The sequence below is a fragment of the Undibacterium sp. CY21W genome (assembly GCF_014284265.1).
In the GTDB taxonomy this organism is placed as follows: Bacteria; Pseudomonadota; Gammaproteobacteria; order Burkholderiales; family Burkholderiaceae_D; genus Undibacterium; species Undibacterium aquatile.
The window spans coordinates 63550-87957 of record NZ_JACOGE010000003.1 but is presented as its reverse complement, the minus strand read 5'-3'; the positions used below and the strand labels follow the sequence as shown (position 1 = coordinate 87957).

The following is a 24408-nucleotide window of genomic DNA, read 5'->3' as shown; positions in this document are numbered from 1 at the left end:
CTGGAAAAATTCCATATTCGCCTGAAGCTTGCAAAAAATTCAGGTCAAAATTAAAACAAATCGACTTCCCCACCCACAGAGGTCGTTTTTAAGCGACTTGCATAATCCTGCTCACGTTTTCTCAGTGTGTCATTGTGTTCTACTTTTAATTTTTTGACGAGAACCTTACCCGTTTTTGGAAAAAAATATACTTTGCGAGGATAAATATCATTCAGATCCTCCGCAATCACACGCATGCGCTCCGCCTTTAAGTAATCCAGGACGAACTTTGCATTTCTTTCACCTACGTTGATAGCTGTAAAACCACGCAACACATTTCCACCACCAAAAACTTTTGCTTCCATGTTTTCTCGTTTCGCACCTGCTTTCAGTAGCTCATTAATAAGCACCTCCATTGCATAGGTACCGTAACGCATAGAGGCAGAAACAGGATTATCTGCATCCCCACCGGTATCCGGGAGCATAAAATGATTCATCCCCCCTACTCCAGTCACACGATCACGAATGCAAGCAGAAACACAAGAGCCAAGAACCGTCACGATCAACATGTCTTTGTTCGTGAAATAAAACTCTCCTGGCAAAATTTTTGCAGCGTCACAATCAAACGTCCTGTCAAAATATACGTTTGTTGCAAAATGCTCTTCACTCAACTTACTCATAAGCTACCTTTGTGCAAATGATTTGTAGCAACTCGTCCATTGACAGCATTACCAGAAGAAAGCTCGTACACGGTTTTCCCCTTCAACTTAAAATCATCCGACACGTATAAAAAATTCTCTGAATGTCCCGCGAACAATAATGCATCGTGCTTCATTAATGGAACGAATTTTCTGAGAATTTTGCCCTGAGTGGGCTTATCAAAATAGATCATCACGTTTCGACAAAAAATCGCGTCAAACTCCCCTGACAGCGGCCAACTATCAGCAAGCAAATTAAGCTGTTTGAAGGTAATCATATCGATTAGCTCTTGCCTTACTCTGACAAGTCCATCTTGGTTACCTTTTCCTTTAAGGAAAAATTTTTTCACCCGATCTGGAGATAATTTCTCTACCCTGTCGATGTTATAAACACCTTTCGACGCAGTATTCAAAACGTTAGTATCAATATCCGTAGCCACGATATGCGCTGGGGGACGCAAAGTACCAAAGGCCTCACAAAGAGTCATGGCAATCGAATACGGCTCCTCTCCGGTAGAGCTGGCGGAACACCAAATTTGAATTGGTTGCTTACGATGTTTTACAAAATCCGCAAGAATAGGGAAATGGTGTTCTTCGCGAAAAAAGGATGTCAAATTTGTAGTCAAGGCATTCGTAAAAGCCTCCCACTCCAAACTATCGTGCTCTCTCTCCAAACTGTTCAGATAATCCGAGAATGAATTTATTCCGGTCGCCCGTAAGCGCCTTGCGAGACGACTATAAACCATCTCTTGCTTGCTATCGGCGAGAGATATGCCTGCCCGCTTATATATCAGCTCTCTCACACGATCAAAGTCACGAGAGTTAAATTCAAACTCCTTTGAGTTTTCTGATCTTTCTTTTGCGCCAATATTTCTCATCAAAGACTTTCAAAACTAAACTCAGAACTTATAAGCACCAAAGAACACCCGGGTCCACATACGAACACGCATTAATTTAAAAATCAAAACTCTTCCCATGAGTCATCTGCAGCAACTTTCTTAACATTGGAAGCTTCTGTGTTTTTTGTTGCCGAAGGCAATGCCGCTGGTTTAACCTGATTTGGTTTGACTACCGACTCACGATATTGCGCAACAGGTCTAACCACTGGCTGCAGCGAATTAGACAATTTAAATACACTTACAGCTCTAGCCAATTCGACAGCTTGCTCCTCCATACTTTCAGCTGCAGCTGCGGCCTGCTCAACTAACGCAGCATTTTGCTGAGTCATTTCATCCATCTGAGTAATTGCCAAATTGACTTGCTCAATTCCAGCGCTTTGCTCCTGACTTGCAGCCGCTATTTCGCTCATGATATCGGCAACATGCTGGACGCTAGTGACGATTTCATCCATCGTTTTACCAGCCTCATCCACCAGCTTACTTCCTTGATCAACCTTATCAACCGAGTCGTCAATCAAGGATTTAATTTCTTTTGCTGCGCCAGCACTGCGTTGAGCCAAATTTCTCACTTCAGCAGCAACAACCGCAAAGCCTCGCCCTTGCTCCCCCGCCCTGGCTGCCTCAACTGCTGCATTCAACGCGAGAATATTCGTTTGAAAAGCAATCCCATCAATAACACCAATAATATCGACAATTTTTCTCGAACTGTCTTTAATTGATCCCATTGTATTCACAACCTGACCGACAACAGCGCCACCTTTAACTGCAACACCGGTCGCAGATACGACCAACTGATTTGCCTGCCGCGCATTGTCTGCATTTTGCTTCACTGTACTTGTCAACTCTTCGATAGAACTGGCAGTTTCTTCTAAAGAACTCGCTTGAGATTCAGTGCGTTGGGAAAGATCTGCATTTCCGGACGCGATTTCCTGAGCAGCGAAAGTAATTGTTTCGGTTCCTTCCCTAACTTTGCCAACGGTTGCGGCCAAGCTGCTGTTCATATTTTTCAGCGCGAGTAGTAGCGACGAGACCTCATCACTACCTGCAACAACAACATCACTACACAAATCACCGCTGGCAACTGTTTCAGCCAAACCAAGTGCTTCAGATAAAGGTTTAGTGATGCTGTTAGTCAGTATCCACGCGATCAATGCACCTATACCGAGCGCAAAAACCAGAATCACATAAAGAATGTAAGACAACTTTTTAGCTGCAGAGTCTGCACGATCAAATGCCTGAGTAGCGGCGACGGCCTGTAGCTCAACCAACTTATTGATTTCAATAATTTGTTTATTACTAATTGGGTCTAAAACCGTTGCAATTATTTTTACTGCCCCCTCAGCGTTAAAAGCCAAAGCTTGGCCAACCGCGTCTTTAAAAGGGCCTGAGGCTTCTTTATCTAATTTAGCTATCTCGTCAACGATCTTTTTTTCGTCGTCACTTAATCCTAAAGCTGAAATTTTCTCTTTTGAATCATCGTATAACTTACGCTGAGCCTTGACTCGTCCTTCTTCTTTTTGCATCTCACCGACATCCGATTGGATACCGATATTACGCATTGCAATTCCACTTTCATAAAGAGAGCTTTTCATCAGATTAGCCAGTGCCTGCTTTTGGTTTGCCAGGCGCAAGTTTTCCGACATCTCTTTACGATTCGACGCATTCAATGCGTTGACCAGCAACATCACCGCGACAATACCGCCAAGAATAATGGCAAATCCTAAAGCTAAACGAGTACCAATTTTCAAATTACGTAAATTCACAACTATCTCCCTGATAAACAGTTATTCTGTTTTTATTATGATCTTAAAGAAAAATTTACTACCTAAGCTAATTGATCGACGAGCCCCATTTCTGGGCTAGACATCAATTTATCTATATCAACCAGAATCAGCATTCGATCTTCTAACGTCCCTAAACCAATCAGAAAATCAGTGCTGAAGGTCGTTCCCATTTCTGGCGCAGGTCTGACCTGACTAGGCAACAAGGTAGTGACATCTGACACACTATCCACCACCATCCCAACAATTCTGCCTTCAATGTTTAAGATGATGACAACTGTGAACTGATCGTAAGTCGGGCTTCCCAGATTAAACTTAATTCTCATGTCTACAACCGGAACGATAATTCCTCGCAGATTAATCACGCCCTTCAAAAATTCGGGCGCATTTGCAATCCTGGTGACTGCTTCGTACCCACGAATTTCCTGGACTTTTAAAATATCGATGCCGTATTCCTCATTTCCCAGGGTAAACGCAAGAAACTCATTGCCCGCGACATCAGAATTCCCTTCCTGAGCGGAAGATTTAGTTTCGTTGGCTAATTGTGTCGATTGTGACATTTTCAATCCTTTATTTACGTTTCTAACTATGACTATCTATTTGACCGGAGCAATGCAGAAACATCCAGAATAAGAGCAACGCCTCCATCGCCCAAAATTGTTGCGCCAGAAATTCCCGGCACTTTTTTATAATTTGACTCAATATTTTTAACAACGACTTGTTGTTGCCCCACCAAATCATCAACAAATAAAGCTGCTTTTTTCCCATCCACTTCAACAATGACGAGGATACCTTCTGACGGATTAAGAAATTTAGGCGTTAAATTGAAGCGCTGATAAAGAGGAACTAAGGGTAAGTATTCATCTCTGACCTTAACAACTGTTCCTTTACCACTAACCTCTTTGACATCTACTGCAGCAGGTTGCAGCGATTCGACAACAAAACCAAGTGGTAATATGTATATTTCGTCACCGAGCTTAATTGACATCCCATCCAAAATCGCTAATGTCAACGGTAACGAAATAGTTATAGTAGTGCCCAGCCCCATCGCAGAACGAATATCAACAACACCTCCCATCGCAGAGATGTTTCTCTTAACGACATCCATACCGACACCACGTCCGGAAACATCTGTCACAATTTCTGCTGTCGAAAATCCTGGGGCAAAAATAAGTTGCCATACGTCAGAATCTGACATCGAATCTGGCGCCACTAAGCCATTTTCACGAGCCTTTGAAAGTATTCTTTCCCGATTCAGTCCACCACCGTCATCACTCACTTCTATGACAATATTTCCACCCTGATGTACTGCAGACAGAGACAATTTTCCAATTTCACTTTTACCACTTTGCGTTCTGATTGCTGGTATTTCTATCCCGTGATCGATACTATTTCGCACCAAATGCGTCAAAGGATCAACGATTCTCTCGATCAAACCTTTATCCAGCTCAGTCGATGCCCCATGGGTAATAAAATCGACTTTTTTACCGAGCTTTGTCGCAAGGTCTCTCACCATGCGTGGGAAACGAGAAAAAACATAATCCATCGGCATCATGCGAATTGACATGACTGCCTCTTGCAGATCACGCGTATTCCGCGTTAAGTGCGCGACACTCCCCAATATGCGCTCGTGAACGATAGGATCTAACTCCTGTGTTCGCTGCTCAAGCATCGCCTGAGTAATGACAAGCTCGCCAATTAAATTAATGAGCTGATCGACTTTCTCTATTCCCACACGGATTGTTGAAGTTTCTTGAGAGGCAATATGCTTTTCTGCGTCTTTCTTTACTGAATTTTTCTTCTCAACATGATTTGCAGACGAAGCAATACTATTTGCTTGCATTGTTAGTTCAGTGGTTTTATCTGAATCCGAAGCAGGGTCTAAAGGAGGGAACATAGAATCAAGTGGCTCAAAAAAGCCGTACCCCAATTCATCCTCAGTTTTCTCCTTATTTTTTTGGGTAGCTTGCGTAGAGAGTGGTACTTCTGTAACGGTAAAGCAATCCGGATTCAGAATAAATAAGCAAATAGAAACGATATCGTCAGCCGCTTCATTCGTGCTCAGATAAAAAATAGTTTTATCTGGTTCAGATTCGATCTGAGAAATCGATCCAAGCAACTCCAGCTCAACTTGCAACGCCTTTGCATCGTTCTCACTCAAACCTGTCATTGCAATTTTGAATGCAGATTTATATTCAGTATTATCCAACTCGGTAACCGGAGTTGGTGGGGGTGGGACAGGAGCGACAACTGGCACAGCCTCATTTGAAAAAGATTGCAACAGCATTCTGGCGTCACCAACGGCATCCTGATCCACCGGGGTGCCAAGCCGATGACCGTTCACCTGCATTTTCAAAATATCTTTTGCAATAAGAAATGCATCAACGTGCTCAGCCGTCAACGCCATTTCACCTTTTCTGATTTTATCTAACAGGGATTCTAAAACATGAGTCACTTCACTCATGTCATTGAGCCCAAAAGTAGATGCTCCTCCCTTTATTGAGTGAGCTGTACGAAAAATAGCATTTAAGTCCTCTGGCTCAGGGGACAAAACATCGACGGCAAGCAGCAGCTTTTCCATTTCGGCAAGAAGTTCATCCGCCTCGTCAAAAAAGACTTGAAAAAACTGACTCATGTCAATCGTCATTATTAAACTCCGGGATATACATTAATAAACTGAAAATCAGCCTATTACTTTTTTAACGACTTCTGTGAGCTTTTGAGGATCAAAAGGTTTTACCAACCAACCGTTTGCACCAGCTGCACGTCCTTTAGATTTCATGTCATCGCTAGACTCGGTGGTCAACATCAGAATTGGCACTCTTTGGTAAGTGGCCAATCCTCTTAACGATTTGATTAAAGTCAACCCATCCATTCTTGGCATATTCTGATCAGTTAAAACAAGATCCACTACTTGATTTCTGGCCTTTTCAAGGCCATCTTGCCCATCAACCGCTTCAATTACCTGATACCCGGCAGCCTTTAAACTAAATGCAACCATCTGCCTCAATGAACCAGAGTCATCTACCGCTAAAATCGTTTTGGCCATAATTACTCCATTTTTCGAATTAAATGCAACATACCTGAAAGCCCGAAGTGCAACTTAAAACAGCTCAACATCTCCGCTTTCCAAATGTTTCTGATGAACTGCCTTTCTCAACAAATTCTGCAGATCAGCGCTCTGTTTTTCGAGTCGGGAGGTGGTTTCTTTCAAAAGACAAGCGATATCATCACTGTCGATATCCAGTGTGACATCCCCCCCAAATAAGCCTAATGTTGTTAACACTTCTCTAAGCCCCTCACAGCGTTGCATCGTTCGGGAAAGTAATTGACTCGTCATGTCCTGAAACTGCAAACCAGTTACTGCGGCGTTAACATGGGTAGCAATTTCAATTTGAATTGTTTTCAATCTATCGCTTGTGGCGTCAGAAATCAGCCCCGAATTAATGATCAGTTGAATTTCTTCTTGCTCCTTCAAAATCGCAGAGTGAAGCGCAAAAAAACTGGCACTAAGTTTTTCAATAGCCTCACCGAGCAAAATTGCCGTTTGCGCCAAGTCGGTTTCAACCTCAGAAAGATGGGCGTTTCCATGATCCGACACCCCCGTTAACAACTGCTTTACCTGAGAACTCAACAGTTTCTTTTCGGACATCTTAAGCATCCTCTCTGCATAATTTTTCAATGGCTAAGTGCAATTAAAAGTTACTTTGCAGACTTAACAGAAACTTCAGCGCTTGAATCTGCCTGATTTACCACCTCAACAGCACCACCATCCTGCGATGCAGATTCTTCAGCTTTCTTATTCATCACAATAATACTAATCCGCCGATTAATCGGATTGAGCGGGTCTTGCTTATCAAATAAAACAGACGAGGATAAACCCACAACCCGCAAAACCTTTGACTCGTCCATTCCTCCAAAAATCAACTCGCGCCTGGATGCATTCGCCCGATCAGCTGATAACTCCCAGTTGCTATATCCCTTTTCCCCCAAGCCATAAGGAGCCGAATCGGTATGTCCAGACAAACTGATTTTATTCGGTACCTCATTTAACGCTTTGCCTATCTCATGCAAAATCTCTTTTGTATAAGGTTGCAATTCAGCTTTTGCCAATGCAAACATTGGGCGATTCTGCTCATCAACCATCTGGATACGCAAACCCTCAGTGGTTATATCCAGCAGTAACTGCTTTTTATACATTTTCAACGTGGAATTGGACTCAATTGCCGCTTCGATTTTCCCCTTCAAAGCTTTAAGCCTATCTGCATCAGCTTTTGCTAACGCAGCCTCGGCAGCCTGAAGGTTATACGAGCGCTTCTGGGACTCGATATCGCCTTTACGGTTCTGCCCCTCACGCAAACTAAGATCCTTCCCCCCGCCTTTAATTACGCTCGAGCTATCACCACTACCATCACCACCAGCCATTGCGACTTTTAGCGGAGTCTGAAAATATTCAGCAATACCTTGCAAGTTTCCCTTTGCCGTAGATCCAAGAAGCCACATAAGGAGAAAAAATGCCATCATTGCAGTCACAAAATCAGCATAGGCAATTTTCCACGCGCCGCCATGGTGGCCGCCACCAGACTTTTTAATCCGCTTTACTATTATCGGCCTCAGCTCTTCATTTGCCATTGGAAAACCTTGCTAGACTCACTATTTCGACTTCGATTGTTTTATATGCTCTTCCAACTCACTAAAAGTTGGCCGCTCAGTTGAATATAAAACTTTGCGCCCGAACTCAACTGCCAATGCGGGGGCATAACCATTTAAACTGGCGAGCAAAGTCACTTTTATGCATTGAAAAGTTTTGGATGACTCCTCCAATTGCTGCTCCAGCAAACTTGCAAGCGGTGCCACAAATCCATAAGCAATCAAAATACCCAAAAAAGTCCCAACCAAAGCATGAGCAATTAAAATGCCTAATTCAGCAGGGGGAATACCAACAGATTCCATGGTATGCACCACGCCCATCACCGCAGCAACAATACCGAAGGCTGGCAAGCCATCTCCCAATCTAGCGATAAAATGAAAAGGCATTGCTCCTTCGTGGTGGTGCGTTTCCAATTCATTATCCATTAGATTTTCAATCTGGAAAGCATCCATATTTCCTGACACCATCAATCTTAAATAATCACAGATAAATTCCATCATGTGATGATCATGAACAATTGAGGGGTATTTACTAAACAACGGACTTTCTTCTGGTTTTTCAATATCGCCCTCGATTGACATCAACCCTTCTTTCCGCACTTTTGTCAGCACGTCAAAGAGCATGGTCATCAGTTCCATATACAGAGCTTTTGAGTATTTGGATCCCTTGAAAACGTTTGGCAACGTCTTAATTGTTGCCTTCAAATTCTTAGCGTTATTTCCTACAAAAGAAGCACCAAGAGCAGCACCACCAATCATAAGTAACTCTAATGGCTGAAATAAAACAGCAAGATGCCCACCTGCTAGCGCATAGCCACCAAACACCGATCCTAAAATTACAATATAACCAACAATAACTAACACGGAAATTTACTCCCTGACTGGAAAATTACGCTCAAATATCTTACGTCAATCATATCAGCCCAACTAATAGGAATCATCAGAAATTGATGTAAATCTATGCAGAAATGATGTTTCTTTTAAAGAATTTACTCTCAACATCACATTTGCCACACATACAATATCTCCCCTTTTTCACTCACTTGAATTTCGAAACTCGGGGGCTCACCATCAATAGGAAACTCGTAACTCATAAAAATACTTCCAGGCACCATTTCATATTGCACCTTTTTCCAAATTTCTGACATCACTACTGGCGACAAATAAGCAAAAACAACATCAAATTTTTCAAAATTTAAATATTCGTAACTCCCAAGTTGAAATTTGACGTTTTGACGACGTAAGATTTTTGACCTTAGAAAACTAAACAGCCAGGGAAATGAGGAAATTTCAACGCCAGTTAACTTCCAATCCGGTCTGGCTTTAGATAAGTCAATAATCAAGCCGCCCAAACCACTTCCCGCATCAAGTAGCCGCAACTTTTCTTTATCAGAGAAAAATTCCAAAAGTCTTTCCGACAACGACGAATGGGATGGGAAATATGGCACCCGTGTAGTGAGAGTAGTACCAAAAACAAAAAAAAGAAAAAGAAAGATAACCAAGCTAAGCGCAGACGAAATCTGCAGATACAAACCGAGGAAGATAAAGATGGGAAAGATGAATGCAATAACATTCCACCACCACTCACATTTAAGCAGAAGTGAAATTAGGAGAGACAGAAATGAATGAAATAAAAGAAGAAGAAGAAATGTGAACGGACTAAATACGTATCCGTAAAAATTTTTGACAATGATCGCAAAAGAAAAGCAAACGACGAACGATAAAATCTGAACTAGTAGCGCCTTTAGTAAAGGATATCTGGTCTGAGCGCTTGAAGGACTATGGCTTTTGTGACTAACACGCAATGCCTCCAAAGCAACTCCTATTTAATTAATTATTAAGCCACCATATCCAAAGGAATGTCAGCCTCTCTCGTTTTTTTAGTTTTACCTGCGCGGGAGGGAACATGACACAGCCCGCACTTATAATGATTATTCAAATCCAATGAATGTGCAACAAAATGACCACCGCATTCAGAACATTTTGCAAATGTTAGCATTTTCCCTTCGAAAAACCGAACCAAAGTCCACGCTCTCGTCAAAGACAGCACAGCATCGTCAGGCGATACACAACCAACCTGTTCAAGATAAAGCCGATAAGATTTAACAACAGCTTCAATACCGGAAACTTCAGCATGCTCATTCAAATATTTATAGATATTCATAAATAACGATGAGTGAATATTTGGTTGCCAGGTCGTAAACCAGTCCGTTGAAAATGGAAGCATTCCTTTCGGAGGAGACACACCTTTCAGCTCTTTATAAATCTTTAATAGCCGCTCACGAGAGAGTGATGTTTCAGACTCCAACAATTGCAAGCGAGCACCAAGATTTACTAAATCTACCGCTAATTGAATCTCTGATGCTTCATTCAAAACACTTTTGCTAGCCATATCAACCTCTCGTCATTACTTAAAAGATACTCAACACACAGTTTTAATGAATTTCTTCGACAGGCTGACCTGCCATTAAAATCGCTGCGTGAGAATGAGCGAGAGAACGCTCTTTATTATAATTAGTGAGCATGCAAAGAATTGAGCTGTCTTCAAAACGAAATCTTGCCAACATCATATTGGACCCTGCCAGCTTTAGGATTTGTGAATTATTCAAACCCTCAATTAAGTCAGCAATTTCCTTACCGATCCCAAGGCGGAAAATGGCAGTTGCCTTATCAGCACGAATCATTTGCTGAGCAAGCATTAAGTAACTCAAGTTTGCATCACGTATTTCAGCCATCATGTCGTTCTGTGTCATTTTCCTACCCTCCAATACATGTTCAAAGGCGAAGTATCTTGCCGTTGAGATACATTGTGAGTGACCACAAATTTCGGGTGTATAGGAAAAAAAAGGTATTTATACGAAGAAAAAACAGAAGAAGCTCGTAAGACAAATTCTTACAAGCTTTATTTTTTGAATTTATGTCGATTTTTTATTTTTTTAATCTCAAGAAAGCTAAAACAAGCTTAAAAATTAAAATTCTATAAAAATCAAATACTTATTGAAGTTAAGCGCTCCGAACTAACTGAGCTCAATACCATTAACGGCAGCATTTTTTAAAACTTTAGGGGAATTAGAAAATAAATTTAAAAATATTTTCTGTCTGCTTTATTAACGGCAGCATCAGAAAAAACTTTAATTATTTTTGGATTTTTTTAAAGTTTTTTCTGTTTTTGTGCAATGTCGCAACAAACTGCCTAGATTTGATGTGGAGAACCCACGAAAAGGAAGGTAAAAATACAAAACAAATATAACGAAATAGCAACGGCTTATTTATATTTGAATCTATACAGGCGGACTTCGCCATACACAACTCTGTTTTAACTGCTTATCCAAACCAGATAAAAGTGTTTCGTGCTCAATTAACTCATCAGATGACGCCATCTTAAGAATGACTTCGTCGATAGGAATATCAACAAGCACAACCTCTTCAATTACCGGTTTCTCTTCAACAGGTAAATCGATTTCAAAACTATTCTGCCCTCGGGACATCGCCAAAAATACGTCAGCCAAAAGCTCCGCATCAAGCAGCGCTCCATGCAACTTTCGGTGCGAATTAGAGATTTCGTAACGATCACATAAAGCGTCGAGAGAATTCCGCTTTCCCGGGTGCAACTCTTTAGCTTGAACCAAGGTATCAGTAACGATTTCGACATAATCAGTAAACAGCCCCAGACCGACTCTGGCAAACTCAGCGTTCAGAAAAGAGATATCAAACGGCGCGTTGTGAATAACAATTTCAGCACCTTTAATATATTCGCAAAACTGCTTGACCACATCAGAAAATTTTGGCTTATCACTAAGAAATTCTGTGGTCAATCCATGCACTGCAAGTGCGCCCTCTTCGGAGTCGCGCTCAGGATTAATATATTGATGATAATTATTACCGGATAATTTCCGATTAATTAACTCAACACAGCCAATCTCAATAATTCTATTGCCATCGCGCGCACTTAAGCCGGTTGTTTCCGTATCTAAAACAATTTGCCTTAAATTCTTTTCCATCACATGGATACCTTATTCGATTGTTCTGCAACCCACTTTAATAAAATCCGGCTTCCACTCCCTTGCGAACAGAAGCTGGACTGCATCCCTACGCCTGCAGCGAATATAAGTTGATCTCCAATTGATACGTAAGGTAGCTGCTGCCTTACCCAAAACGGGATTTTTAAGGATTGATAGTGGCTTTTCATATCGCGGGTAGATCGATTTTCTGCCAACTTGAGGCGCTCGCCACCTCGGCGAAAATGAAGCTCGAGTGACCGCCCTTTTAACCATTCACAATCAACGCCAAAATCTGAAAATTGAAAATACAAAGTACCGCCCATGCCTGGGAACTCTAACTTATCTTCCCCTGACCATTTAAATACCTCAGACTTTTCCGATCGATCCTGCTCATCCAGTCTGGAGGTAGCATAGATTCTGTCTCGGTATCGATGTATCGCCAAATTATCATGGAAAACTGTAACGCGGGCATCATCACGCGCATCGAACAATTGCTTGCGGATCTCCGTCAGCCTTGAGGTAGTTGGCATTCTTGACCGTAGCCTTGCAAACCACAGTCGCAATAAATTATTAACACGCTCAGGCGACAGCGAACGAATAGACTGCAAACTTAATCCATCATTATCCGAACAAGTACTTAAATCATGTCCAGCAAGATCCTCCAGCAATATACGGGTGGATCGCATGTGTGTTGCTGTTCTTACTATACGTTTAGAGAACCCTGGTGACACCTCCTCCAACACGGGCATCACTTTATGTCTTAGCGCGTTTCTCAGAAATCGTGCGTCATCATTTGACTCATCGTGTATGTGCAAAATATCGCGCGAATCAACAAATTGCTCTAAGTCGCCCCTGGTTTCCTGCAGCAAAGGACGCATTAACATCAGGGTGCCGACACCAAGCAAACTCTCTGCAGTATTAAATCGATCCATCCCTGACAACCCGGCAACACCAGAACCTCTCAACATCTGCATTAAAAGAGTTTCGGCCTGATCATCCTGATGATGAGCCGTCAGGCAAAAATTGATCTGGTGCTCTTGGCAAATTCGCCCAAGAGCCAGATACCGAGCACTTCGTGCACTGCTCTCTATTCCCTCTTTTTTAGTAACATCGAGCGTGACTTTTTGATACAAAAAAGTCACGTTATGTGCAAGACATACCGATCGACAATGCTCAAGCCATGAATCAGCATTTATGCTGAGTCCATGATGTATATGAATTGCGACCAAGGAAATTTTACGGAGACGACAATATTCAATTGCCAGCATAAGGAGGGCGGAAGAATCAAGCCCGCCACTATATGCAATAGCCATCCCGGGGACTGACTCAACTCCTAACTCTGAAAAGTAGGAGTCCAGTACTTCAGAGAAGCGGTGCGGTAAAGCACCGCTGTTACCACGTTGATTCATTCAGAAATCTTTGTTTCCTTAAATTTACCATAACTCATCAGTTTTTCATGGCGAGCGCTAAGTAAATCTTTAGTTTTAACACCCTGGAACTGACGCAGTGTATCGGCCAGTGCACGCTTAACCAGAGAACACATCTGCTTAGGATCTCTGTGCGCACCACCCAGCGGTTCATTAATAATTTTGTCGATTAATCCCATTGCCTTTAACCGGTGCGCTGTCAGGCCCAGCGCTTCTGCGGCATCAGACGCTCGGTCAGATGTTTTCCATAAAATAGAGGCACATCCTTCAGGAGAAATAACGGAATATGTCGCATACTGCAACATCAATACTGCATCGCCAACAGCTAAAGCCAAAGCACCACCAGAGCCACCCTCACCAATAATTGTTGTGATCAGCGGCACTTTCAGCTCAGCCATAACATATAAATTATGTCCGATTGCTTCCGATTGACCACGTTCTTCCGCATCAATACCGGGCCAGGCACCGGTAGTATCAACAAAAGTGAAGACAGGAATGTCAAATTTTTCTGCCAGCTTCATCAAGCGCATGGCTTTACGGTAGCCTTCGGGTTTTGGCATACCAAAATTACGCATGGCCCGCTCTTTTGTATCGCGTCCTTTTTGATGACCGATGACCATGCAGGACTGCCCATTAAAACGAGCTAAACCACCAACAATCGACTGATCATCAGCGAAGCTACGGTCACCGTGTAGTTCATGAAAGTCGGTAAATACGTGGTTGACGTAATCCATCGTATATGGACGCTGAGGATGACGAGATATCTGCGATACCTGCCAAGGAGTCAACTTTGCATAAATATCTTTAGTCAGCATCTGACTTTTTTTGGAAAGCCGGTCAATCTCTTCGGAGATATCAACAGCAGAGTCATCCTGTACGAAGCGCAACTCTTCAATTTTAGTTTCGAGCTCAGCTATTGACTGCTCAAAACTCAGGAATGTCGTTTTAGTCATCGTGCCTCCTTAAATCCACACGAGTTGAGAAAATTCTTACGGATTGACGAAGTCAATATATATATATAGTTCACCTGCATAGATCGCTTGCCGCGTTGAAGCCCTCGTGCGCTATAACTTCAATCTGCCCGCAACCCCACAATACAAAATCAGTTGATGGAATAACTTTGCAAATAAATAATCAGGACTTTCTCAAAGAAATGCCGTAAATATTCAAACGGAGCAGATTAAATATCAAAATTGCCCATTCTGTCCAGCATCCGTTCACTCTCAAACCAAATCAATAGGAAAATACTGCCTTCGTCTTTTATCTGTAGCTATTTCCTTATCGGCAAAACTCAGACTTATTCGAAATGGGCGGAATATTCAAAACATAAGGTATTCCATTGTGACCAAAAATAAAGATGAACTCACGAATATCTGATGTTTGCTCGAGCAAAAGCCCAATAAGCACACTTATTTGATAAGATGACGCTTACGTATAGCTTTAGTATAACATTGCCGCTCTTATGTTCAGTCAATCTCAGATAAATCCAAGCCAGAACGCCATGCGCCAAATCTTAAAAAGTGTTTTCGTCATATCAAATTTATCTTTCGCCTTATTCTCCGCCCCCTCCTTCGCTGACGATGCAGCCGATGTCGGAAAATTGCTTCGCGCAGGCCAAATATCTGAAGCGCTTCAAAAAGTAGACGGTGCCCTGGCTGTTCGCCCTAAAGACGCTCAAATGCGTTTTTTAAAAGGCTTGATTCTTACTGAACAAAACAAAAGCGCTGAAGCAATTAATATTTTCACCAAGTTAACTGACGACTATCCGGAATTGCCTGAACCATATAATAATCTTGCTGTTTTATATGCTGCATCAGGACAATATGATAAAGCCCGGGCATCTTTGGAAATGGCAATCAGAACAAATCCTACGTATGGCACAGCGCACGAAAATTTAGGTGACGTCTACGCGAAGTTAGCCAGCCAAGCGTACGACAAGGCGCTGCAACTTGATTCGGGAAACGCCACTGCTAAGTTAAAACTGACCTTAGTTCGCAATCTGGTTGGCAATACCACCGGTGGAACAAACCCTAAAACAAGCCCGTCGCCAGCAATACAAATTGCACAGACGGCGTCTGCGAAGGCACCAGTCGCTCCTACTCCAACAAAGCAGGCAACTGCGCCAGTAAAGGCCGAACCAGAACCGGTTAAAGCCGAAACAACTAGCAAATCTAAAGCGTCACAAATCCAGGATAAGGATGAAGATGACGTGATGAAAGCCATTGAAAATTGGGCGAAAGCCTGGAGCAACAAAGATACCAACGCCTATCTGGCGCACTATGCCAAAGATTTCCAGACACCTAAAGGCGAATCGCGAAAAGTATGGGCAGAGGAAAGGCGCGAGAGAATTGAAGGCAAAGGTCGCATCAGCGTAAAAATTGAAAGTGCCAAAGTCAACATCGACGGCAACAATGCAACTGTTAAATTCCGCCAGATATACACATCTGACCGCCTGACTGCCAACAGCCGCAAAACCATCAACATGACGAAGCAAGATGGTAAATGGCAAATTAAGCAGGAGCGCGCGGGTAGCTGATGTTTTTCGCTGTCAATAGAAATGCTTCGGTCGTCAACATAGCCACGAAGCGGGTTGTTTGCGCCCTTCTTATCTACTGTATTTCAATCTGCATCGGTACATTTGATGCGATGGCCAGAACGCGCCCGCAAAAAATGCCTTCTGAACAAATTTCAAGCACAGCAAATCCTGACCAGCTTTTAATTGAAGTTTATAAAAGCCTTGCAGAAAATAAGCTTCAGAACGCTCAAGTTAAAATTGACGAGCTGATCGACGCCTACCCGCACTTTCAGTTGGCACACCTGATCAGGGGCGATTTGTTACTCATGCACACCCGCCCAGTAGCCAGTTTTGGAGCGGGGGCAAATATTCAGGGTGAAAAATTAAAAGAACTACGCGATGAAGCTGCTGCGAGGATCAGATCTTTTCGCGAACGCCCGGCTCCAGACTTGCTTCCAAGACCAGTTATTCAACTACGTGAAGATCAAAAGCAAGTAATTCTCGTCGACGCAAAAAAATCTCGCTTATATCTCTACGAAAACAATGCAGGACAACTCCGGCTTGTCAGTGACCATTACATCAGTCAGGGTAAATTTGGTACAAATAAATTTAAGGAGGGGGATCAAAAAACCCCGCTCGGAGTTTATTACATTACCAGTCGCTTATCCGGAAGCAAGCTTCCCGACTTTTACGGCCCAGGAGCACTTCCTCTAAACTATCCTAACGAATGGGATAAAATTAATGGTCGCAGTGGTTCTGGCATCTGGCTACATGGTATGCCCTCCAGTAGTTTCAGCAGACCGCCGTTAGCATCAGATGGCTGCGTCGTACTGACGAATCCAGATTTTTTAAAAATCGCTGCATCGGTAGATATAGGCAGAACTCCGGTCATCATCAGTGAGCACATTGAATTCGTCAATCAAGCAAAATGGAGTCTTGACAAACAGTTTGCGGCAAAGTTACTGGAAGACTGGCGCCTCGATCTTGAAAGCCAAAATGCCAACCGGATTTTTGCAAATTACTCGAGAAATTTCAGGGCAAATCAAGGGGAAGATTTAAACTTATGGTTTTCCAAACAAAGACAAACATGGGATAGCTGGGTTACTCCCATTGTTAAAGTGAAGGACGTGACGCATTTTATTTATCCAGGCAAGGATGAAATGATCGTCAGCACCTTCACACAAGAAGTTACCTCAGGAAAAGCCAGGGCCAGCACCAGAAAAAGGCAATACTGGAGGAAAGAAGCAGCCAAATGGCGAATTGTGTATGAATCAAACGTATAACAGGCGAAAAAAATGACATCCTTGTACAAAAAAATTTCAGGTTTTATTTTTGCTGGTGTAACTTTATTCAGTTCACAGCTTTTAATGGCCGAAGAGTTACCCAAAGTCTCCATAAAAACCAGCATGGGAGAAATCGTGGTGGAACTTTATCCTGATGCTGCCCCCAATACCGTAGACAACTTTCTGAAGTATGTTAAAGCCGGACACTACAAAGGAACGATTTTTCATCGTGTCATCAATGACTTCATGATCCAGGGTGGCGGCTATGATAAAAATATGAAGGAAAAGCAAACACGCAAACCTATTCCTTTAGAAGCACGTCGCGCCTTGGATAAGGGTCTGAAAAATGAGCTTGGTACTATTGCTATGGCAAGAACCGAAGATCCAAACTCTGCGACAGCGCAATTTTTTATTAATGTAAAAAATAACGAATTTTTAAATCACCAGATATTGCCAGACGGTGATCCCGTAGAGTTCAACTACCGTGGCAATATGGTTAAAGCACCAAGAAACAAAGCCTTGCTCGCGACTGCTGGTTACACACCATTCGGCAAAGTCATCAAAGGGATGGATATTGTCGACAAAATCAAAGCCGTAGAGACCGGCGACGCGCACATGATGCAAAATGTGCCTAAGCAAAACATCATCATTGAATCTGCAAGCATTGTTAAATAATCTTCTTTTATCTTCACTTCATTACCAAGGAATATCATGGCTGTCATTCTGACTACAAATTTAGGCGCTATCAAAATCGAACTGGATGCAGAAAAAGCACCGAAGACCGTTGCTAATTTCATTGCGTATGTTGAATCCGGTCACTATGCAGGTACTATTTTTCATCGCGTCATTGATGGCTTTATGATTCAAGGTGGTGGCTTCGAACCCGGCATGAAACAAAAAGAAACGCAAGCGCCAATCGAAAATGAAGCTAACAACGGACTCAAAAACCAGCGTTACTCGATCGCAATGGCACGCACTGGCGCACCGCATTCTGCATCCGCTCAGTTTTTTATCAATACAGCCAATAACAGCTTTTTAGACTATCCAGGTCAGGACGGTTGGGGTTATTGCGTTTTCGGTACAGTAACAGAAGGCACTGATATCGTTGATAAAATCAAAAGCGTAAAAACCTCACGCTCAGGCATGTTCCAGGACGTGCCAGTTGAAGACGTGATCATCGAAAAAGCAGAAGTGGTCTAAATAAAAGCTTCGCAACACAGTGAACTCTCAGCAATCACAGGAACTAGCGCAACCAGAATTGGTTGCGCTGTTTGTTTCCGATATCCACCTGTCTCCCGCCCTGCCAAAGACAACCAGTGCCTTTCTGGCTTTTCTGAAGCAAAAAGCAACGCAAGCAAAACAGCTCTATATTCTTGGCGATTTATTTGAATACTGGGTCGGCGATGATGACATTGCAGATGACTACAATCAAGAGATCGTGTCTGCGCTGGAAGTCCTGACTACGTCAGGCGTCGAGCTATTCTGGATCGCCGGAAACCGGGATTTTTTAGTAGGCAGTCTTTTTGCAGAAACGACCGGTGCCAAACTCCTTCCAGATCCCAGCACGGTAAGCATTGCCGGGCTTAATATCGTTATTTGTCATGGTGATGCTCAATGCACCGACGATACTGACTATATAAAATTCCGGACTATGGTGCGCAATCCGGAGTGGCAAAAACAATTTCTGAGCAGACCGTTATCTGAGCGAAAATTGATTGTTCAAAGCATGCGTATGAACAGCAAAAGCGAACAAGCAAAAAAAGATAGCGACATCATGGATGTCAATAGTGATGCCATTGCAAAGCTGTTCGAAGCGTCAGCTTGCTACATCATGATTCATGGTCACACGCACAGACCCGCACGACACCCAGAAATGGGCAAATATCGTTATGTACTGCCGGACTGGGATGTTGATACAGACAAGCACAGAGGCGGATGGCTCGGCATCTTTGACGATGGAAAAATAATCCTATCGGACCTCAACGGTCAGGAAATAGAAGGAACAGTTATTTCCTGACCACCCGGTTATTCGTTCACCAAATGCCCGGCTGAAATCTTCAATGTTCTGCCGCACCTCGCCGCAATCGACAAATCATGCGTGACCAATACCAGAGTTGAATGTCGTTCACGATTCAACGTGAACATCAATTGAATAATCGATTCGCCCGTCTGCGCATCGAGACTACCTGTTGGCTCATCTGCAAATAAGAGCGGCGGCTCAGTAACAAAAGCGCGAGCCAGCGCCACGCGCTGCTGTTCGCCTCCGGACAAGTACTTTGGATAATGCCGCAGGCGTGCAGCAAGCCCTACTCTATCGAGCATGGCCTCTGCTTTTTCTTTGGCTTGTTTATCGCCACGCAACTCTAACGGCAGCATCACATTTTCAAGTGCAGTCAGATGCGCCAGCAACTGAAAAGACTGGAAAACAAAACCCAATTTCTCCTTACGAAATCTGGCGCGCTCATCCTCATTTAAGGAAAACAGGTTAACACCATCTAACAACACCTGACCTGAACTCGGCACATCTAGCCCGGCGATAATACCAAGCAAGGTAGATTTACCAGAGCCAGATGCACCAACTATCGCAAGCGTCTCCCCCGCATGCGCGGTAAAATCAATACCATTCAGTATCGTTAAATGGCCAGTCGCATCATCGACCTGCTTAACAATATTTTTTACTTCAATTGCTACTTTTGCTGATTCTTTAGGATGTGTCATGCTGTCTTTTCGATCTGTGTACCAATTTTTATCTGAACTACTAAAAATAGTGTTTGTTGTCAGTTTGGGAATGACGACTGTGCACGCTCATTCTGCATCAAAAACCATACTCGTGCTCGGGGATAGCCTCTCAGCCGAATATGGCTTGACGAGAGGAGAAGGTTGGGTCAGCCTGATGGAAAAGCAACTGGCTGAAAAGAAAATAAGTGCTCAGGTTATCAATGCAAGTATCAGTGGAGAAACCACTATCGGTGGGAAAACCCGACTCCCTTCTTTAATGGAAAAACATCATCCGGACATTGTGATCATCGAACTCGGCGGCAATGATGCCTTGCGCGGCTTGTCATTGAAAGCATCCGAAGATAACTTTCGCGCCATGATTACCTCCGCAAAAAAAGAAAAGGCACAAGTGATCCTTACCGGTATGCAAATACCGCCAAATTACGGGAAAGAATACGCGCAGAAATTTTTCTCTTTATATTCCATGCTGGCCACCGAACAGAAAATCGTACTGGTACCCTTCCTGCTACAAGGCGTCGCCGATTCAAATGATTTTTTTCAGGCAGACAGAATCCATCCTGTAGCAAAAGCACACCCTATTATCCTCAATAATGTCTGGCCACGCCTTTACCCATTACTCAGAAAATAATTTATGAAATACCCTGAGGTCTGTTTTTTTGATGACATCGTATCGGACTTACATCAGTTTGATTGCATCATTGATGTCCGTAGCCCATCCGAGTTTGCTGAAGATCATCTTCCTGGCGCCATTAATTGCCCGGTTCTGAATGACGAGGAAAGAATCCGTGTCGGCACGATGTACAAGCAAGTCGGCGCATTTGAAGCCAAACGCCTTGGCGCAGCGCTGGTGGCGATCAATATAGGAAATCACCTGACCCATCTATTTCAGAAGAAGCCAAAAGAATGGCGCCCACTGATTTACTGCTGGCGCGGAGGTAATCGTAGCGGCTCAATGGCGCACATTTTTTCCAGAATCGGCTGGCCTGCAGCGCAGCTACATGGAGGCTACAAAGCATATCGCCAGCATGTTAACGAAAACATTCCGCTTCTCGCGCAAGGAATCAACTGGAAGGTTTTATGCGGACCAACCGGTAGTGCTAAAAGCCGGTTACTAGCAGCACTGAATAGCGTCGGGCAACAAGTACTGGATCTGGAAAAATTTGCATGTCACCGAGGGTCAGTACTGGGTGATATTCCGAATAAAAAACAACCCTCACAAAAACATTTTGAAAGTCGCATCTGGGAAACTTTACGCAAGATTAATAAAACTCAACATGTATACGTCGAAGCCGAAAGCAAGAAAGTTGGCAATATGCGGGTACCGGATTCTATTATGGAAGGAATCAGAGCCGCAGCATGCCTCTCTCTAAAACTCGACATCCGGGAGCGGGTTAATTTACTCGTGGAAGATTATGCACACTTCGTTATTGATACGGAACATCTGGGTCAGCAATTAGATTTTTTAACCTCGATACATGGCAAAGAAAAAATCACTCAGTGGAAAACACTCGCATCTCAGCATGACATTCAAACGCTGGTGCGGAAATTACTTGAGGAACACTACGATCCGGCATATCACAAATCAATCAACAAAAATTTTTCTCAGTTTATGGCTGCTCAGGAAATCCACCTGCACGGAATTGATGACAAGAGTATGCAAGAGGCAATCAGAAATATCGTCGCCGAAAAATGATCTGATCAGCCTTCAACATCGTCGAGAATGCGCTGTCCTTCCTGATCCAGCTCGTCAAACTGACGATGATTCACCGCCCACCAGAATAAGGCACCAATTGCAAAAACAAGCACAAGGCTCACAGGTACCAGCAAATACAAAATATCCATAATTAATTCAAGGTCTCCGTCATCACAAATTCTGGCTGCGGTAAAAGATATAAACGCAGTGCATTTAAAACGACTAACAGCGAGCTCAAAGACATGCCTAATGCAGCATGCCAGGGTTCCAGCCAGCCGATGATAGCAGCAGGAATCGCAATCAGATTATAAAGAACTGCCCATGCCAGATTTTCCCGAATTAAGCGGAATGCCTTGTTCGCGACAACAAACCCAAAAGTAAGGTCATTTAATCGGTTTGACATGAGTAACGAATCACTTCTGGTCTGAGAAATCGGTGCGCCTTGCCCCATTGCGACAGCCACATCTGCAATCGCCAGGACTGGCCCGTCGTTCATGCCATCACCCACCATCACAACCCGTGCACCATCTGCCTGAAGCTTTTGTACTACGTTGAATTTGTCACGCGGACTCAAACCAGAATGGGCTTCAGTGATTCCACATTGCTGCGCAATCGCCATCACCACATCATTTCTGTCACCTGACAACAGCACTATTTTTTTTCCGGCAGCCTTCAGTTTTTGTATTGCTTCAACAGCATCATCGCGCAAGACATCTGCCATGGCAAACAACAAAATCACACCCTCTTTATCTGCCAGCATTGACAGTGTTTTATTCGCACAAGCAGCAGGCGCAACAAAATTGGCGTGTGTGATCTCAGACACAAAATCCGCATTGCCGAGGCGATAGAGCCTGCCGCCGATCTCCGCCTCCACGCCACCTCCAGCGATTTCTTGCAACATCGCTGAGTTCATAGCTGACGACTGTGCATGTTGCGCAGCTAAACTGTCTGCAATGGCCTTTGCGGCAGGATGTGTAGAGCCGGAAGCCATAACAAATGCAATAGCCTCAGCCTGTACATACTCCCGAAAAACCAACGTATCGGATACACGTAACTTACCGACTGTGAGCGTACCGGTTTTATCAAAGACAAAGTGTGTCGCTTCCGCCATTGCCTGTATCGCCTTGCCATTTCTGATCAGCACGCCATTTTTTGCCAGCAACCCGATTGCAGCTGACATGACTCCTGGTGTCGCTAAAGATAAGGCGCAAGGACAAGTCACCACAATCACACTCACGGCTATCCATAGTGCCCTGGACGAGTCTATATAAAACCATCCGATCGCAGTGAAAGCAGCAATGATCAGAATAATTGTTAAAAAGCGGCTGGCGTGTTTGTCTGCCAGTAACACAATAGGTGGTTTTTCCGTTGCAGCATTTTCCATCAGGCTGATCAGCGTCGATAATTGAGTATCGCTCCCAACCTTTGATGCCTGCATCGTCAGGGTCCCAGTCAGATTGATTGCTCCTGCAATTAACTGATCACCAACGGCCTTAACGACAGGATGGGACTCCCCCGTCATCAAAGCCTCGTCACATTCGCTACGCCCTTCCAGCACAACACCATCGGCAGGAATTTGCTCTCCGGGCGCAACTAACAGATAGTCACCCACCTGCAAGTCTGACGCATTCACAGTTTGGGCTTGCCTGCTGTCTGGGTAATTCGTCATTCTTTGTGCGGCTACTTCTGTCAGTTGCGTCAGCACGCGCAAGGCCGCCGTCGTTTTCTTTTGCACCAGACTTTCGATCAGCCTCGCACCAAGCAACAGAAAAACAAACATGATGGCCGAGTCATAATAAACAGCTCCGCCTTCAAAAGTTGCCCAGACACTTGCGAAAAACGTCAACAAGATTCCTAACGATACAGGCACATCCATCCCGATATGACGGTTACGTAAATCACGCCAAGCCGACTTGAAAAATGGCATCGAAGAAAAACCTATCACTGGCACCGCGATCAGCATGCTCGCAATTTTCAGTAATTTATCCAGATCAGGCGTCAGATCTCCATCCACTTGCGGAACCGGAACAAGGTAAGCAGGAAACGCATACATCATGATCTGCATCATCGCAAAACCGGCAACAAATAAACGCCAGATCGCTAATTTATTTTCTTTCTTTTCAGCTTCATCTGTGTCGTAACTGACCGGTAACGCGCCGTAACCAAGCTGGACAATCGAGTTAATGATATTTTTGAGATTATTCTTATCCGCCTGCCACGCCAGCTCGGCGCGATGACTCGCGGCATTAATCTTGAACGCAGTGACGCCAGGAAGCTGACGGACACGAAATTCGATCAGTTGCATGCATGCGGCACAACGCATGCCGGACAAGCTGAGTTTTTCATGCTGCAGCTGCTTACTTTCTGCAGACTCTGCAGGGAATGCGGGGGATTGGTTAACACCAGACATGAATGTGATTAAGTTTCCGTTTGAACGGACTTCGCTTTTAAATATTCTGAAATCATATTGTTCTGCTCAACAGTCCGCAGAATAGCCAGGCAACCATGACAACAAACCGGCTGCTCTTTCCCATTGAATTTGACGTAAATAGCCTTGTTCTTACGCATTTTCTCACCGCAATGATAGCAATCAATCTTCTCAGCGCTGTTCTGCGCCGGAGAAAACAGAGCTAATAAGTGACTGAAGGTGATTGCCATGGGAAATTAGAATTCAAAGCGGTATTGTGAGCTATCTTACATTAAATGGCATATTACCGATTGATTTGACGCAACGCAGAACGGG

The 24408-nt window shown here is 43.7% G+C and carries 26 protein-coding genes; 7 read left to right on the top strand and 19 right to left on the bottom strand.

Annotation, left to right across the window (positions count from 1 at the left end; all coding sequences use genetic code 11):
- Positions 1-50: 50 nt before the first annotated feature.
- The 15 genes from cheD to H8K29_RS08340 form a co-directional block, all read right to left on the bottom strand.
- Positions 51-659 carry a chemoreceptor glutamine deamidase CheD gene (cheD, locus tag H8K29_RS08410; protein WP_186885542.1) on the bottom strand — a complete coding sequence of 203 codons (609 nt, stop codon included), beginning with the start codon at positions 657-659 and terminating at the stop codon, positions 51-53.
- Positions 656-1555 (bottom strand): CheR family methyltransferase, encoded by a 900-nt coding sequence (locus tag H8K29_RS08405; RefSeq protein ID WP_186897230.1) that lies wholly within the window; start codon positions 1553-1555, stop codon positions 656-658. The genes cheD and H8K29_RS08405 overlap by 4 nt, the downstream gene beginning before the upstream one ends.
- An 83-nt stretch (positions 1556-1638) precedes the next feature.
- A complete protein-coding gene (locus tag H8K29_RS08400) occupies positions 1639-3339 on the bottom strand; it encodes a methyl-accepting chemotaxis protein (RefSeq protein WP_186897229.1) in 1701 nt (566 codons plus the stop codon).
- Positions 3340-3401: 62 nt separating this feature from the next.
- The gene (locus H8K29_RS08395; RefSeq protein WP_186897228.1) at positions 3402-3917 is read right to left on the bottom strand and encodes a chemotaxis protein CheW; all 516 of its coding nucleotides are present in this window, start codon (positions 3915-3917) and stop codon (positions 3402-3404) included.
- Between the two features lie 32 nt (positions 3918-3949).
- Positions 3950-6004 (bottom strand): chemotaxis protein CheA, encoded by a 2055-nt coding sequence (gene cheA / locus H8K29_RS08390; RefSeq protein ID WP_186897227.1) that lies wholly within the window; start codon positions 6002-6004, stop codon positions 3950-3952.
- A 36-nt stretch (positions 6005-6040) separates the two neighbouring features.
- Positions 6041-6406, bottom strand: a complete 366-nt coding sequence (locus H8K29_RS08385; protein ID WP_186885547.1) for a response regulator — start codon at positions 6404-6406, stop codon at positions 6041-6043.
- 54 nt (positions 6407-6460) lie between these two features.
- A complete protein-coding gene (locus H8K29_RS08380) occupies positions 6461-7009 on the bottom strand; it encodes a chemotaxis protein (protein WP_186897226.1) in 549 nt (182 codons plus the stop codon).
- A 50-nt stretch (positions 7010-7059) separates the two neighbouring features.
- Complete coding sequence (motB, locus tag H8K29_RS08375) at positions 7060-7989, bottom strand: flagellar motor protein MotB (protein WP_186885549.1); 930 nt, start codon at positions 7987-7989, stop codon at positions 7060-7062.
- Positions 7990-8010: 21 nt separating this feature from the next.
- Positions 8011-8871: a flagellar motor stator protein MotA gene (gene motA, locus H8K29_RS08370; protein WP_186885550.1), complete on the bottom strand. Its 861-nt coding sequence runs from the start codon at positions 8869-8871 to the stop codon at positions 8011-8013.
- Between the two features lie 137 nt (positions 8872-9008).
- The gene (locus H8K29_RS08365; protein WP_186885551.1) at positions 9009-9413 is read right to left on the bottom strand and encodes a class I SAM-dependent methyltransferase; all 405 of its coding nucleotides are present in this window, start codon (positions 9411-9413) and stop codon (positions 9009-9011) included.
- 431 nt (positions 9414-9844) lie between these two features.
- Positions 9845-10399, bottom strand: coding sequence for a flagellar transcriptional regulator FlhC (flhC, locus tag H8K29_RS08360; protein WP_186897225.1), 555 nt, complete (start codon positions 10397-10399; stop codon positions 9845-9847).
- A 43-nt stretch (positions 10400-10442) separates the two neighbouring features.
- Positions 10443-10760, bottom strand: coding sequence for a flagellar transcriptional regulator FlhD (gene flhD, locus H8K29_RS08355; RefSeq protein WP_186885553.1), 318 nt, complete (start codon positions 10758-10760; stop codon positions 10443-10445).
- A gap of 528 nt (positions 10761-11288) precedes the next feature.
- Positions 11289-12008 carry a DNA polymerase III subunit epsilon gene (dnaQ, locus tag H8K29_RS08350; protein ID WP_186897224.1) on the bottom strand — a complete coding sequence of 240 codons (720 nt, stop codon included), beginning with the start codon at positions 12006-12008 and terminating at the stop codon, positions 11289-11291.
- On the bottom strand, positions 12008-13417 hold the full coding sequence (gene tilS / locus H8K29_RS08345; protein WP_186897223.1) for a tRNA lysidine(34) synthetase TilS: 1410 nt from the start codon (positions 13415-13417) through the stop codon (positions 12008-12010). The genes dnaQ and tilS overlap by 1 nt, the downstream gene beginning before the upstream one ends.
- Positions 13414-14388, bottom strand: coding sequence for an acetyl-CoA carboxylase carboxyltransferase subunit alpha (locus H8K29_RS08340; RefSeq protein ID WP_186885556.1), 975 nt, complete (start codon positions 14386-14388; stop codon positions 13414-13416). Before H8K29_RS08340 ends, tilS begins: the two co-directional genes overlap by 4 nt.
- 548 nt (positions 14389-14936) lie before the next feature.
- Here H8K29_RS08340 and H8K29_RS08335 point away from each other — a divergent pair.
- From H8K29_RS08335 to H8K29_RS08315, 5 genes are read left to right on the top strand one after another with little or no spacing between them, the layout of a single operon-like run.
- Positions 14937-15971 carry a tetratricopeptide repeat protein gene (locus H8K29_RS08335; RefSeq protein ID WP_186897222.1) on the top strand — a complete coding sequence of 345 codons (1035 nt, stop codon included), beginning with the start codon at positions 14937-14939 and terminating at the stop codon, positions 15969-15971.
- The gene (locus H8K29_RS08330) at positions 15971-17233 is read left to right on the top strand and encodes a murein L,D-transpeptidase family protein (RefSeq protein ID WP_255423313.1); all 1263 of its coding nucleotides are present in this window, start codon (positions 15971-15973) and stop codon (positions 17231-17233) included. Before H8K29_RS08335 ends, H8K29_RS08330 begins: the two co-directional genes overlap by 1 nt.
- Before the next feature lie 12 nt (positions 17234-17245).
- Positions 17246-17908, top strand: a complete 663-nt coding sequence (locus H8K29_RS08325; protein ID WP_186885558.1) for a peptidylprolyl isomerase — start codon at positions 17246-17248, stop codon at positions 17906-17908.
- 36 nt (positions 17909-17944) lie between these two features.
- Entirely contained in the window at positions 17945-18433 is a 489-nt protein-coding gene (locus H8K29_RS08320) for a peptidylprolyl isomerase (RefSeq protein WP_186885559.1), read from the top strand.
- Positions 18434-18452: 19 nt separating this feature from the next.
- Positions 18453-19250 carry a UDP-2,3-diacylglucosamine diphosphatase gene (locus H8K29_RS08315; protein WP_186897221.1) on the top strand — a complete coding sequence of 266 codons (798 nt, stop codon included), beginning with the start codon at positions 18453-18455 and terminating at the stop codon, positions 19248-19250.
- 8 nt (positions 19251-19258) lie between these two features.
- Here H8K29_RS08315 and H8K29_RS08310 read toward each other — a convergent pair whose 3' ends face one another.
- Positions 19259-19951: an ABC transporter ATP-binding protein gene (locus H8K29_RS08310; protein WP_186897220.1), complete on the bottom strand. Its 693-nt coding sequence runs from the start codon at positions 19949-19951 to the stop codon at positions 19259-19261.
- A gap of 70 nt (positions 19952-20021) precedes the next feature.
- Between H8K29_RS08310 and H8K29_RS08305 the strand changes: the two genes are divergently transcribed.
- Positions 20022-20600, top strand: a complete 579-nt coding sequence (locus H8K29_RS08305; RefSeq protein ID WP_255423329.1) for an arylesterase — start codon at positions 20022-20024, stop codon at positions 20598-20600.
- 3 nt (positions 20601-20603) lie between these two features.
- Positions 20604-21665: a tRNA 2-selenouridine(34) synthase MnmH gene (gene mnmH / locus H8K29_RS08300; RefSeq protein ID WP_186897218.1), complete on the top strand. Its 1062-nt coding sequence runs from the start codon at positions 20604-20606 to the stop codon at positions 21663-21665.
- 5 nt (positions 21666-21670) lie between these two features.
- Here the strand turns inward: mnmH and ccoS are convergent, their stop codons facing one another.
- Genes ccoS through H8K29_RS08285 form a run of 3 tightly spaced genes read right to left on the bottom strand, consistent with a single transcriptional unit; the run spans position 21671 to position 24323 of the window.
- Positions 21671-21814 carry a cbb3-type cytochrome oxidase assembly protein CcoS gene (gene ccoS, locus H8K29_RS08295; RefSeq protein WP_186885564.1) on the bottom strand — a complete coding sequence of 48 codons (144 nt, stop codon included), beginning with the start codon at positions 21812-21814 and terminating at the stop codon, positions 21671-21673.
- Positions 21815-21816: 2 nt separating this feature from the next.
- The gene (locus tag H8K29_RS08290; protein WP_186897217.1) at positions 21817-24075 is read right to left on the bottom strand and encodes a cation-translocating P-type ATPase; all 2259 of its coding nucleotides are present in this window, start codon (positions 24073-24075) and stop codon (positions 21817-21819) included.
- An 8-nt stretch (positions 24076-24083) separates the two neighbouring features.
- Complete coding sequence (locus H8K29_RS08285; RefSeq protein ID WP_186897216.1) at positions 24084-24323, bottom strand: heavy metal translocating P-type ATPase metal-binding domain-containing protein; 240 nt, start codon at positions 24321-24323, stop codon at positions 24084-24086.
- Positions 24324-24408: the final 85 nt, after the last annotated feature.